General features: G+C 32.7%; 11 protein-coding genes. 4 read left to right on the forward strand and 7 right to left on the reverse strand.

The genetic code is table 11. From position 1 onward, the window contains the following. Nucleotides 1-149: 149 nt before the first annotated feature. The 4 genes from GFH30_RS12820 (at nt 150) to GFH30_RS12835 (ending at nt 4,524) form a co-directional block, all read left to right on the forward strand. Complete coding sequence (locus GFH30_RS12820) at nt 150-785, forward strand: sugar transferase (protein ID WP_153373165.1); 636 nt, start codon at nt 150-152, stop codon at nt 783-785. A gap of 31 nt (nt 786-816) precedes the next feature. Next, on the forward strand, nt 817-2,244 hold the full coding sequence (locus GFH30_RS12825) for a mannose-1-phosphate guanylyltransferase/mannose-6-phosphate isomerase (protein WP_153373167.1): 1,428 nt from the start codon (nt 817-819) through the stop codon (nt 2,242-2,244). A 65-nt stretch (nt 2,245-2,309) separates the two neighbouring features. Further along, nucleotides 2,310-3,458 (forward strand): glycosyltransferase family 4 protein, encoded by a 1,149-nt coding sequence (locus GFH30_RS12830; RefSeq protein ID WP_153373169.1) that lies wholly within the window; start codon nt 2,310-2,312, stop codon nt 3,456-3,458. Nucleotides 3,459-3,510: 52 nt separating this feature from the next. After that, entirely contained in the window at nt 3,511-4,524 is a 1,014-nt protein-coding gene (locus GFH30_RS12835; RefSeq protein ID WP_153389390.1) for a glycosyltransferase family 4 protein, read from the forward strand. Nucleotides 4,525-4,563: 39 nt separating this feature from the next. Here GFH30_RS12835 and GFH30_RS12840 read toward each other — a convergent pair whose 3' ends face one another. The 7 genes from GFH30_RS12840 to GFH30_RS12870 form a co-directional block, all read right to left on the reverse strand. Beyond that, complete coding sequence (locus tag GFH30_RS12840) at nt 4,564-5,700, reverse strand: glycosyltransferase (protein ID WP_153373171.1); 1,137 nt, start codon at nt 5,698-5,700, stop codon at nt 4,564-4,566. 15 nt (nt 5,701-5,715) lie between these two features. After that, a complete protein-coding gene (locus GFH30_RS12845; RefSeq protein WP_153373173.1) occupies nt 5,716-6,921 on the reverse strand; it encodes a hypothetical protein in 1,206 nt (401 codons plus the stop codon). A gap of 10 nt (nt 6,922-6,931) precedes the next feature. Beyond that, the gene (locus GFH30_RS12850; protein WP_153373174.1) at nt 6,932-8,095 is read right to left on the reverse strand and encodes a nucleotide sugar dehydrogenase; all 1,164 of its coding nucleotides are present in this window, start codon (nt 8,093-8,095) and stop codon (nt 6,932-6,934) included. 2 nt (nt 8,096-8,097) lie between these two features. Beyond that, nucleotides 8,098-8,967: a glycosyltransferase family protein gene (locus GFH30_RS12855; RefSeq protein WP_153373176.1), complete on the reverse strand. Its 870-nt coding sequence runs from the start codon at nt 8,965-8,967 to the stop codon at nt 8,098-8,100. Between the two features lie 92 nt (nt 8,968-9,059). After that, entirely contained in the window at nt 9,060-10,508 is a 1,449-nt protein-coding gene (locus GFH30_RS12860) for a lipopolysaccharide biosynthesis protein (protein ID WP_153389391.1), read from the reverse strand. Between the two features lie 9 nt (nt 10,509-10,517). Next, a complete protein-coding gene (locus GFH30_RS12865; RefSeq protein WP_153373180.1) occupies nt 10,518-12,371 on the reverse strand; it encodes a polysaccharide biosynthesis protein in 1,854 nt (617 codons plus the stop codon). Nucleotides 12,372-12,421: 50 nt separating this feature from the next. After that, a complete protein-coding gene (locus tag GFH30_RS12870) occupies nt 12,422-13,597 on the reverse strand; it encodes a DegT/DnrJ/EryC1/StrS family aminotransferase (protein ID WP_153373182.1) in 1,176 nt (391 codons plus the stop codon). Between the last annotated feature and the right edge of the window lie 12 nt (nt 13,598-13,609).

The raw sequence follows: 13,609 nt of genomic DNA on the forward strand, positions 1-13,609 counted from the left end.
TTGAACATACTATGTTTGAAAAATAGAACACATAAAATGATATTTACAAATCAAAAAGATATATATTCAAAATATCTAGATGAAAATCTTACCAAATTTGCTACAATATGGCTATCAAATAAATTTTGAGCTTGGTGAGGTACAATAAAATGACGGAAATAAAACTTAATAATAAAATTCCGCGAATATCTAAACGATTATTTGACATTATTTTTTCAATTTCATGTTTAATTATATTATCCCCATTACTTGTTACTTTGTATTTCATTGTTATTCGGGATGGCGGACCCGCTTTTTACGGACATGAACGAGTAGGACGTAACGGTAAGAAGTTTAAATGCCTTAAATTTAGATCTATGTCTGTCAACTCCCAAGAACTACTAAATGAATTACTTATGAATAATCCTTCCGCTCGCAAAGAGTGGGAAACGACCTTTAAATTAAAACAAGACCCGCGTGTTACACCTATTGGAGAATTCTTAAGAAAAACAAGCTTGGATGAGTTGCCGCAACTAGTTAATATACTTAAAGGCGAAATGAGTACTGTAGGCCCTAGACCTGTTACGCAGCAAGAATTACCCATGTATGACCAATTCATTCACTATTATTTGAGCAGTAAACCAGGTTTAACAGGCCTTTGGCAAGTTAGCGGACGTAGTGATGTTGATTATAATACACGTGTCAAATTAGATACAGATTATGTAATGTATTGGTCATTTATTAAAGACATTATTATTATTTTAAAAACGGTAAAAGTTGTATTTAAAAAAGATGGGGCTTATTAATGATTAGTAAATTTAATTTTGAGGTAGAAAAATGATTCCAGTAATATTATCAGGAGGTTCGGGTACACGTCTTTGGCCTTTATCACGTTCAAGCTACCCTAAGCAATTTCTGCCTATAACAGAAGATAAAACCCTATTTCAACTCACATTAGATCGAATCTCAAATTTAAATCAATCTCTTATTAATTTTCAAAACCCTATCATTGTTACCAATGAGGGACACCGCTTTATTGTAGCTGAACAACTTCGCCAGCAACAGGTGAATGCCAAAATTCTACTTGAACCTGTTGCTAGAAATACAGCACCAGCCATAGCAGCCGCTGCTGAACTTGCTCTATCTTATGGTGAAGACCCTGTATTACTTATTCTTGCTGCTGACCACATCATTGAAGATCAAGAAGCTTTCAACAAGTCTGTTGAAGTCGGGCTCCAAGCTGCTGAGGCTGGTCAATTGGTAACATTTGGTGTTGTACCCACCTCTCCTGAAACTGGTTATGGTTATATTAAAGCTCAAGATATAAATACATTCGAACTAGAAATTCAAACATATGCCATTGAGAAATTTATTGAAAAACCAAATTTAGCAACAGCACAGGAGTATATTAAGGAAGGGTCATATCTCTGGAATAGCGGGATGTTTATGTTTAAAGCATCTGTATATCTAGAGGAATTAGAAAAATATAATCCAGCTATTGTTGAAAATGCAAAAGCTTCTATTCAATATAGTAAAAATGATTTAGATTTCGTCCGGTTGGATAAAGAGCATTTCGAACAATCACCAGAGGATTCAATTGACTATGCCGTTATGGAGCATACTACTAAGGCTGTAGTTGTGCCATTATCTGCTCATTGGAATGATGTTGGTGCTTGGAAAAGTGTGTGGGAAGTAAGCAATAAAGATATAAATGGTAATGTACTACGTGGTGATACCATAGCTGAAGGCACAACTAATTCACTTGTATATGCAGAACATCGTTTAGTGAGTGTTTTAGGTCTTGAAAATGTAGTGGTGATCGAAACTTCAGATGCAGTTTTGGTTGCCAATAAAAATAAAGTTCAAGACATAAAAAAAATCGTTGAAAAGTTAAAACAATCTAAACGCCCTGAGGTAGATACTCATCGTAAAATGTACCGCCCATGGGGAAGTTATGATTCGATTGACAGTGGCAGCCGTTATCAGGTGAAGTGCATTGTGGTGAATCCAGGACAAAAGCTTTCTTTACAAATGCATCATCACCGTGCAGAACATTGGATTGTGGTGAATGGCACAGCCAAAGTGCGTAAAGGTAATGAAACGGTTCTACTCACTGAAAACCAGTCTATTTATATTCCTCTCGGTGAAATCCATGCCTTAGAAAACCCAGGTAAAGTACCACTCGAACTCATTGAAGTTCAATCAGGTTCTTACCTAGATGAAGATGATATTATTCGTTTCGAAGACGTATACGGTCGAGTATAATTTAGTTTTATATAATCTGGGCAAGTCATCTTGCTCAGATTAAAAGTATTGGAATATAGATATATATGTCTAAGGTAATAAATACAGCAGTAGTAGCAGATTGGCTTGTTACCTATGCCGGAGCAGAACGCGTACTTTGCGAAATGCTTAAGACAGTGCCTCATGCTGATCTTTTTGCTGTTATTGATTTTATAGATGAAACTACTAGAAAGAAATACTTTCAAGGTAAGCTCGCACAAACGACATTTATCCAACATCTTCCATTTGCACAAAAAAAGTATCGTAATTATTTACCGTTTATGCCGTATGCAATTGAGCAATTAGATGTATCAAAATATGATGTTGTTATATCCAGTAGCCATGCAGTAGCAAAAGGAATTTTAACTGGACCAGATCAATTACATATTAGCTATGTTCACTCTCCTATTCGCTATGCTTGGGATTTACAACATCAATATTTAAATGAACTAAATCTAAATAAAGGACTCAAAAGCTTAATTATACGTTGGCTATTACATAAAATTAGAATGTGGGATTATAGAACATCTAATGGTGTAGATCATTTTGTTGCGAATTCAAAATTTATCGCAAGAAGAATTAAAAAAGTATACGGCCGTGAAGCAGATATAATTTATCCGCCTGTCAATACTGATATTTTCCAACCAAAAGATAATAAGGATAATTATTATGTGACTGCTTCACGTATGGTACCCTACAAAAAAATCGACCTAATTGTCGAATCTTTTAGTCATATGAAAGATAAAAAACTTGTTGTTATTGGTGATGGTCCTGATATGGAAAAAATTAAGGCCAAAGCCTCAAGTAATATTGAAATTTTAGGATATCAAAACAATGATGTAATGCAAGAATATATGCGCAATGCAAAAGCATTTGTATTTGCTGCAGAAGAAGATTTTGGTATTACACCTGTTGAAGCACAAGCATGCGGTACTCCAATTATCGCATTCGGCAAAGGTGGTGCCTTAGAAACTGTAGTTGGAAAAAATGCTGAAAATCCAACTGGAGTTTTTTTTGAAGAACAAAAAATCGATTCTCTTATAAAAGCGATTAGTTCATTTGAAAGAGAACAGCACATATATACACCTGAAAACTGTAGATTAAATGCCTTAAAATTTTCTACGGATAGATTCAATCAAGAATTTTCAAAATACATTGAAGACAAATGGAATTTATTCCAAATATCTAATAATTAGTTTAAAATCCATCGATATTTTTCGCTTACCATCTTCTATTCAAAGGTTTATTATGAATAAACAAAATCGTAAAATAATTTTTGACACAAGATGGTTTGGTGAACATGGAATTGGTAGGTTTGCAAAAGAAGTATATGACAAAGATATATTTAAGCCTATTAAATTAACAGGAAATCCTATCAGTATATTTGACGTATTAAAACTGACATTATATTTATTATTTCATCATGATTTTTTCTACTCCCCAGGCTTTAATGCACCTTTCTTTTTTCTAAAGCGAACAGCAATTACTCTGCATGATTTGAACCATATAGATCTGGATGCAAATAGTTCTTTTTTAAAAAGGTTATACTATAATTTAGTTTTAAAGCGTGCTTGTAAAAAATGTGCATTCATTGTGACTGTCTCAGAATTTTCTAAAAAAAGGATTGTAGAATGGAGTGGAATAAATCCAGATAAAGTAAAAGTCGTTTATAATGGAGTCTCTGATGCATTTCATGCAAACGTAAAACCCTATGAACCAGGTTTTCCATACATTTTTATCGTTGGAAATCGAAAACTTCATAAAAATGAAGATAGAGCTATGCGTGCATTTGCACAAGCAGATATAGATAAGGATATTAAATTAGTATTTTCGGGTGATCCATCAGATCAATTACTACAAACTGCAAATGAATTAAGTATTACCGAACGTATTATTTTTTTAGGTCGATTAACTGAAGAGCAACTTGCTAGCACATATAAGGGGGCTATTTGTTTGTTATTCCCATCTCTATATGAAGGATTCGGACTACCAGTTATAGAATCTATGGCATGTGGAACACCTGTAATTACTTCAAATACAACTTCACTAGTTGAAGTCGCTGGTCAAGCTACTGAATTAATAGATCCCAAAAACGTAAATAATATATCACAAAGTATTAATAGGCTATACTCTGACAAACAATTACAACAAAAAAATATCAACTTAGGATATATTAATATAAAAAAATATTGTTGGCAGTCTAGTAAAAAAAGATTAAAGAAAATTTTGCAAGAAATATTTATTAATAGAATGGAAAGATGAAGTAAATAATTTTAAAATTAACATCTTTCCATTTTAGCTTTATATTATATCAATCCATTTTTTCATTATATAATCTTTTCTGAAGCTATTTAAGTTAAAACTAAATTGAATAATATTATTTTTATAATCTGAAATTATTTTTACCAATCCACTAATATCATCAAAAATAAAGTCTTCATTATCAATTAATAGTTCTGGCATTCCACCAACACGTTTAACAGCGACTGGAACATTTCTACTTAAAGCTTCAATTACCACTCTACCGAATGGCTCTTCCCATTTAGAAGGCACTATAAGCAAATCTATACCATCGATAAATTCAAATGCATTTTGAAGACCAGAAAAGAAAAAATTAGACTGAATATTAGAATAATTTTGATGCAAATACTTAATATATTCACTATCTCCTTTGCCAGCTATAAATAATAAGTTATTTTTATCATTTAATTTTTGCATACTCTCAAGAATCATATCAATGCCTTTAGTAGGATGAATTCTACCTAAATAACCGATTTTAAATTCATTAGAAGGACTCTTTTCTCTCTCAACTTCTTCATCAAAACATATATTATGAATAACAGAATTTTGAGCATTTTTAAAATACCCAAACTGTAAATGCTTATTTAGAATAAAATTGCTAATTCCAACCACATGATCAACATAATAAGAATTAAATTTTTTGTTTAAGGTAATTAAAGAACAATTTAAACATCTATTTAGACAATTAGAATTATTTTTAAACATATTAGCATTAGTACACAGTAATGAATAACTTCTTAGAATATGAATTACTTTACAATTATTTTTCTTTGAAATTTTCCACAATATACTAGATATATCTTCAATAGTACTACTAACTACAGTGTCAGGATTATATTTTTTAATGATTTCATCAAGTATTGAAGCTATAAATATATTATTTGCATCAATGGTATGCCAAATAATCTTTTTTATAAGCGAATTACTAGACTCATAAGACCAATAAATATTTTTAAATTTCAATCTTTCAACGAAAACATTATTTATAACTTCCTTACAGTAAGATGAACTAATTGTTATAACTTTAACTTCATATCCCAGACTTACTAAGTTTTCTGCTAGGGCCTGAGTAGATATTTCCCCGCCACCACTAATATGGGGATAATAACTTCTGCAAAATATAAGAACTTTTTTCATAATTAACCTTAAAAATTAATTTGGCTTCATCTTACCATTTAGATAAAGAATATTGATAAGAAGTGAAAAACCCATGACAGTTGGAAAAAAATATATAGTTAAAAGAGTGTAAGAGGACAATGAAAAAATTATATACAAAAAAATAATTTTTAACTTATTTTTATTTTCTATAAATAAGGTTATAATAAAAATATAAGTTAAACTAATTAAGTATAATAGAAAACCCAAATTACCAAAAGCAGTCTTTATATATAAAAATTGATTCTCCACATAACTACTAGCACCTACTCCAAAAATATAATACATATCGTCTGTCTTAATATAAGAGTTTAATAATTCATATTGACTCTCTCTCATAGATACTGTATCAATTGCAACATTATTACTATCAATAAAAGTATATAATTTACTTAAAAAAACTTTACTCATATCTATGTAAAGATCATAATAATTTTGAATTATAATAAAAACAGAAGTAATCAATAAAATTGATAAATTTAAAACTATATATAACGTTCTTTTAAAATTTAAAAAAGTACCGAATATAATCATAAGCAATAAAGAGACATACATAGTTCCAGTATTTTGAGATAACATTCCCAATAAAATACCGTATAAACAAAAATGAAACATTATAATTTTTTTCTTAGCCAAAAATATTAAACAAAATAAAGACAAAATAAAGACTTGACCATCCATTGTAGGATACCCTACTCCAAAACGACCATAATCTTTATATACCTCATTAAAGAATGGAAGAGGAAAAAAATAAAGTGGCAACGTTACATAACCATACAATGAGGACAAAACAACAAATATATTCACTATTTTTTTCTGAAGTAAATCATTACCTTTTAATAGTGCATATGTAGCCAAAAAACAAAATGGAAAAATAAAATGTTTATAATAAATACTAAATTTATTACCAAATTCTTGTTCAACAAAATAAAAATCAGAAAAATTTAAGAATATAGTAATTGGCCATAAACAAAGAATAAAAAATGAGAAAAGGATCAAAGGAATAAATTTTGATAAATATTTTTTATCAATTCTTCTTCTAAATATAAACCCTAAAATTAATATTAAAAGAAGAGAAATTTCTCTAATTAAACTTAAATAAGGAGAAAAAATTAAATTATTTCTCACACCATCAAAAACTATAAAAAAAATAACAACAAAAAAAAGTGTTGCTAAAAAATTATCTCTTTTTAAAACATACATAATTTACCTATCAATTATCCCCAAATATATCACGTGTATATACTTTATCTGTGACATCACTTAACTCTGGAACAGTTCTATTGGCAATAATTACATCTGCTCGTTGTTTAAAATCTGAAAAATTATTCACTACTTCAGAATTAAAAAATCGTTCTTCCGTCAGATTCGGCTCATAGACAATCACATCAATACCCTTGGCTTTGATCCGCTTCATAATACCTTGGATCGCTGACTCCCTAAAGTTATCAGATCCCTGCTTCATGACTAGACGATAAATCCCAACCACTTGAGGTTTTAATTTCAAAATTTGTTCGGCAATAAAATCTTTACGTGTGGTATTTGATTGAATAATAGCTGAAATTAAACTTTGTGGTACGTCTTGGTAATTTGCTAAAAGTTGCTTAGTATCTTTTGGTAAACAATAACCACCATAACCAAAGGAAGGATTGTTATAATGCGTTCCAATACGTGGATCTAAACCAACTGCCTGAATAATGTCTTTACTATTTAACCCGCGCAAAGCACAGTAACTATCTAATTCATTGAAGTAAGCAACACGCATCGCTAAATAAGTATTTGAGAATAACTTTACTGCTTCTGCTTCAGTTGAATCCATCAATGCAATATCAACTTCTGGCTTTAAGCTTGCACTTTTAAAAAGTTCAGCAATTTTTTGACCAACTTCACTCTTATCTCCAACCACGATGCGTGATGGATATAAATTATCAAATAAGGCTTTGCCTTCACGTAAAAATTCGGGTGAAAAGACGATTTTGAGATTTGGAAAAAGCATTTGAACTTTTTTGGTAAAACCAACCGGAATTGTTGATTTAATAATAATTACTGCCGAAGTACCTAATACATTTAGATCATTTAAAACTTGTTCAATTGAACTGGTATCAAAATAATTGGTTTTCTCATCGTAATTCGTTGGTGTAGCAATAATGATATAGTCAGCATCTTTATATGCTTCTGATTTATCTAAAGTCGCCTTAAAGTTAATTTCCTTCAATAGGTATTCTTCAATCAACTGGTCTTGAATCGGAGATTTTTTTTCTCGTAGTAATTTTATACGATTTTCGTCAATATCTAATGCAACAACTTGATGTTGCTGACTAAATAACATGGCATTAGAAAGGCCAACGTAACCTGTACCAACAATAGTTATATTCATACTTATTCACCATTAAATAAAGAATAAAGGCTTTCATTCATTGCAGTTTCCCCAAATAAATCGATCATTGTAAGATTCCCCTCTTGCTTACTACTGCTTGGTTTAGTCAAAATATCTCCTAAATCCTTTAATGTAGGGAAGGTTTCAATGTATTTACTACCCATTTTTTCTTCAGCCCATTTGAAAAATGGTGTTTCTAAAGCATATACTTTTGATCTTAATGTCATAGCATAAAAGAAACTTCCCGACACTATCATATCATCATCATTATGAGTAATTAGCATTCCAGCACTCTTTTCAACCAAAGATTTTACTTCATTTTGAGTTAAAAATTTAGGAATTATTTCTATATTGGTCTTATACTCAGAAATCTTAACAAGCTTGTTTAAATATTCACTATCCTGACATATACCAGCAATAATTAATTTTTTATTAGAAGGAAAAATCTCTATAACTTTTTCTATTTTTTTATATGGAACGATACGACCAAATATAATATAACTGTTACCACCATTAATCAGATTACTATCACTTATATTCTCATATAATGGGTGGGGTACATAAGCACGATTAGAATTCAACTCTGTTAATGAATGTACAACGACTATATTTGCCATCCTCTCAAATACAGAAATTGCCCATTTTGCTTTTAGAATATCATTTTCCGAGCAATTATGCGGATAATTATTATGTTTAACATAAACAAATTTTCCCAAACTAATCCTGCATAATAAAAAAACAAGAAATACCTTTAGGAAACCTAATATACTAAATTTAGTATTTTTTACGATTTGATTCTCAAACCAATTTAAAAAAATAAAATCATTATCTCTTATTAAGAGTAAAGATTTTATGAAATTTCTCTTACTCATCGGAACTACTAAACCATAATTTGATAAATAATACTTCATTCTATTACAATAATCATTTTCACAACTTTCAAATGGTAGATAGTATATTTTTCTCAATTCTTTACACCTTTAAAAACTCTAACTAAAGCCCACTCAAAAATATCATTTATATATTTATTTGAGTAGATAAATAATATGATCAAAAAACAAAACATACCTAATAAAATCTTAAAAATAAAACCAATAAGCCCATAAGGTAGAAAATTATTCATTATACTTAAAATAAAAAACATTACTACGCTTGCAATAAGTATAGGTAAATTAACAAAAAAGTAATCAAAGAAACTATATCCTATAACTCTACAAACTACATATGTTGCAATGATAAAATTTATAGAATTTGACATTAAATAAAATTGAGAAAAAAATATAATATCATTACTAAGTTTTATCGATACAAAAAAACCTAAAATAGTTAAAAAAGCCCCGAAACACCCTAACCTAAATAAGACATCTGTACGACCCTTTGCCATTAAAACACTACCAGTTGAACTTCCTAAAGCTTGAATCATTCCAACTGGACATAGCCATAACAATAACGATGAAACCAATAACCATTCTTTACCAAAAGTGAAACTTACAAAATCTTCTCTTAATGCCATCAGACCTGTAAGCATAGGGAAACTTAAAAGACTTACAGATATTGTATTTCTTGTGAATAATTCTTTAAACGCTTTATCATTATTTTGTAATTTACTAAATGCCGGAAAAAAAGCTCTTGATAATACTGATGTCAAAGTCTGTATGGGAAACAGCATAATTTTGTAGGATAAGTCATATGCTCCTAATACTGTAGTGGTCATATTCTTACCTATTATATATTTATCAGCATTTCTATATGAATAATTAACTAAATTAAAAGCAAATAAATTTCCACTAAAACTTACTAATTCTTTAATGTTTTTAATATCTTTAAACCTAACATTCCTAATAGACCAACCTGAAGAATTTACGATTAAGATTGTTGAAATCAATGCATTAGATATAGCTTGAACCACAATACTATAAACTCCACCACCAATAACTGCCGTTAAGATACAAAGCATTGTAGACAAAATAATACTACTACACTCTATAAAAGCTAATTTCTTAAAATCGGATTCTCTTTCCATCAACGCTTTCTGCGTTGTAGCTAAACTCAATATAGGAAAGGTAAGTGATAGTAAAATAATTACATTAGACAGTTTTTCTTGAGAAAAGTAAGCTGAAAAAAATTGTGCTGAAGCCATTAGAAATGCACATACCAATATACCTAATAACATATTGAGTAAAAAAACAGCATTAATAACTTTATTATTTAATAGATTTTTTTGAATTATTGCAGCAGATGTACCCATATCACGAAATAGCATACCTAAAGCAACAATAATTGATGCAAGTGCAATTAAACCATATTCGCTAGGTAGCATTAGTCTTGCCAATAATATTAAAACAGCAACTTGGCATAAAATTTTAGATATCTGAGATATTAAAACCCATTTCACACTATTTATTAAATTCAAAACAATATCCTAAAATATATCTTTATGATAACCATCTACATACTTGGATAATATTATTTCCAACACAAAATTATCAAATGTTATGCAAGCACTATTAAGATTGATAAAAATTTTTTTACTTTTCGTATAGTCAATATATTTCTCAAAAGACTTCAAAATCCTCTCATGCCCTGTTTTTTCCACATTATCCACATCAATCAATAATTCTTCATACAGCTTTTCACCAGGACGCAAACCCGTAAACTGAATCTCAATATCCCCCACCCCATTTTCATCAACAGGTCGGAATCCACTGAGACGTATCATTTGTCGAGCTAAGTCAACAATCTTTACTGATTCACCCATATCCAATAAAAATACATCACCACCTATGCCCATCGCACCTGCTTGAATCACGAGCTGTGCCGCTTCAGGAATGGTCATAAAGTAACGTGTTACCTCAGGATGAGTCACCGTCACAGGGCCACCTTGCGCAATCTGCTTTTTAAACAGTGGCACTACTGAACCCGATGAGCCCAAAACATTACCAAACCGTACAATACTGATTTGGGTTTTAGGATTGGTTGATGCTAAACCTTGGCAATATAACTCTGCCATTCTCTTAGATGCACCCATGACATTGGTTGGACGTACTGCTTTATCGGTTGAAATCAGTACAAAGGTTTCTACCCCTTGTGCGACAGCAGCATCGACACTGCGCTGCGTGCCAATCGAGGTGTTATAGATCCCTTCAAAAGGATTGGCTTCAACAAGCGGTACATGCTTATAAGCTGCAGCGTGATAGACCGTTTGCACGCTATATTGTTGTAAGATCCGTTCCAATTTGGCTTGATTGGTCACTGAACCTAAAATCGGGATCACTTGAATCCCTGAATTTTGTAATTCGCGATCAATCGAGTACAACGCAAACTCTGACATTTCAAACAGCACGAGCATTTTAGGTTGATGCTTCACGATCTGACGACAAAGCTCAGAGCCAATCGACCCCCCCGCCCCAGTCACCATCACCACTTTATTTTTAATATTCTTTTTTAGTAGTTCAGGTTTTGGTGGTACAGGATCACGACCAAGTAAATCAATAATATCCACTTCACGGATATCGGCAACCTTAACCTGTCCATCGACCAGTTGAGTGACTCCTGGCAATTCCATGATTTTGACGTCGGTGGCTTCAAAGGATTCAATAATTTCCTTTTTACGAGCACGTCCGACTGATGGCATTGCAAGTAACACTTCTTCAATGCCAAATTTCCCGAGTTTCTTTTGCGCTTTTTTCGGTGAATAAATCTTTAAACCACTTAAAGATTGCCCTTTCAGTGATTTTTTATCATCAATAAAACATACGGGAAGATAATCATCAGAACGGTTTAACGCAGCCGCAATTTGTTGTCCTGCAAGCCCTGCCCCATAAATCGCTACGCGTTTGCGAGTTTGTTTTTTGGCAAAAGTTTTAAGCGTCGCATAACGAATGACTGCGCGACTCCACCACATGTAGGAAAACAGCATAAAGCCGTACATGAGTGGAATACTCATCGGAATAAAGGCAACATCTAATTTTTTAATCGCATAGAGTGCGACAATTTGAATAAATGTCCCAATCGAAATACGCAGTAAATAGTCTTCGTTAAATGAACGGACAATGGCACGGTAAATCCCGAGCAAAGCGAAAATCAGTACACCTGCAATCGCAACATAAACATACCAAGCCTCAAGTCCTTGCATCACGGTGACATTTGGACGTGCCAAACGAATGGCGTAGGCCAGCCACATCATAAGTGGCAACATGCACATGTCCATGGTCACCAAAACCACTTGTTTTTGGCGACGCGGTAAAGATGCAATGGAACGAATAAAATCTTTCATTGAGGCTCAATTATCTTGGCTGAAAAAGCACGCTGTGATTATACGCTGTTTTAGGCGTGAATCTTGGCAATCACGCTTTGAATCGCATCTACGATTTTTTGTAGGCTTTGTTCAGACAGTGTTGGATGCACCAAGAACATCAGACTACTTTCGCCTAAAGCTTTAGCATTGGCTAAACGTGTTGCTGGACGCCACGGTGTCTCATCAAAAGCTTTTTCTAGATAGACTTCTGAACATGAGCCACTAAAACATGGCACTGCTTGCGCACTGATTTCCGCCATGATGCGATCACGTGACCAGCCTTCAGGTAAAGTACTAACATTGACCTGTACATAGCATTTATAACTTGCATGCACATAATCAGAAGATGGTTTCGCCACTGTAAAATATGGACTATGTTCAAATACAGCTTGGATACGTGCCATATGGGCATGACGTTTTGCTGTCCATTCAGGCATTTGTTTCAGTTGCAAACGACCAATCACCGCCTGCATTTCCATCATGCGCCAGTTGGTACCAAATGAATCATGCAACCAACGAAAACCCGGTGGATGTTGTTTGTTATACACACTATCAAAGTTTTTGCCATGATCTTTGTATGACCACATTCTTTTCCAAAGATGCTCGTCATTGGTGGTGACCATACCGCCTTCACCACCAGTCGTCATAATCTTATCTTGGCAAAAAGACCATGCACCAATATGACCGATTGAACCTGCAGATTTACCTTTATACATCGCACCATGCGCTTGAGCACAATCCTCAATCACGAAGATGTCTTTTTCCTCAGCCAATTGCATGATCGGATCCATATCACACATCCAACCTGCTAAATGCACACAAATAATGGCTTTGGTATTCGGCGTAATCACCGCTTCAATGGTACGGCGTGAGATGTTTTGTGAATCAAATTCAACATCAGCAAAAATAGGATTGGCACCTGCAGTGACAATTGAGCTTGCTGAGGCCAAGAACGTGCGTGAAGTGACAATCACATCATCATCTGAACCAATACCGAGGGCCTTGAGGGCTAAATCAAGTGCCACCGTGCCATTTGCCACGGCAACGGCATGTTTGGTTCCTGCAAACTGTGCAAATTCCTTTTCAAATTCACGGCATTCCTGACCTGTCCAATAATTGACTTTATTAGACAAAAGGACTTTGGACACCGCATCGGCTTCTGCTTGGGTAAAGCTTGGCCAAGGCTCAAATGCACTGTTTAACATGGAATTTTCCTA

The organism is Acinetobacter wanghuae (assembly GCF_009557235.1).
Lineage (GTDB): Bacteria > Pseudomonadota > Gammaproteobacteria > Pseudomonadales > Moraxellaceae > Acinetobacter > Acinetobacter wanghuae.

Coding starts and splice junctions, on each gene's coding strand:
- GFH30_RS12820 (WP_153373165.1), top strand. CDS start 150: ATGACGGAAATAAAACTTAATAATAAAATTCCGCGAATATCTAAACGA.
- GFH30_RS12825 (WP_153373167.1), top strand. CDS start 817: ATGATTCCAGTAATATTATCAGGAGGTTCGGGTACACGTCTTTGGCCT.
- GFH30_RS12830 (WP_153373169.1), top strand. CDS start 2,310: ATGTCTAAGGTAATAAATACAGCAGTAGTAGCAGATTGGCTTGTTACC.
- GFH30_RS12835 (WP_153389390.1), top strand. CDS start 3,511: ATGAATAAACAAAATCGTAAAATAATTTTTGACACAAGATGGTTTGGT.
- GFH30_RS12840 (WP_153373171.1), bottom strand. CDS start 5,700: ATGAAAAAAGTTCTTATATTTTGCAGAAGTTATTATCCCCATATTAGT.
- GFH30_RS12845 (WP_153373173.1), bottom strand. CDS start 6,921: ATGTATGTTTTAAAAAGAGATAATTTTTTAGCAACACTTTTTTTTGTT.
- GFH30_RS12850 (WP_153373174.1), bottom strand. CDS start 8,095: ATGAATATAACTATTGTTGGTACAGGTTACGTTGGCCTTTCTAATGCC.
- GFH30_RS12855 (WP_153373176.1), bottom strand. CDS start 8,967: ATGAGTAAGAGAAATTTCATAAAATCTTTACTCTTAATAAGAGATAAT.
- GFH30_RS12865 (WP_153373180.1), bottom strand. CDS start 12,371: ATGAAAGATTTTATTCGTTCCATTGCATCTTTACCGCGTCGCCAAAAA.
- GFH30_RS12870 (WP_153373182.1), bottom strand. CDS start 13,597: ATGTTAAACAGTGCATTTGAGCCTTGGCCAAGCTTTACCCAAGCAGAA.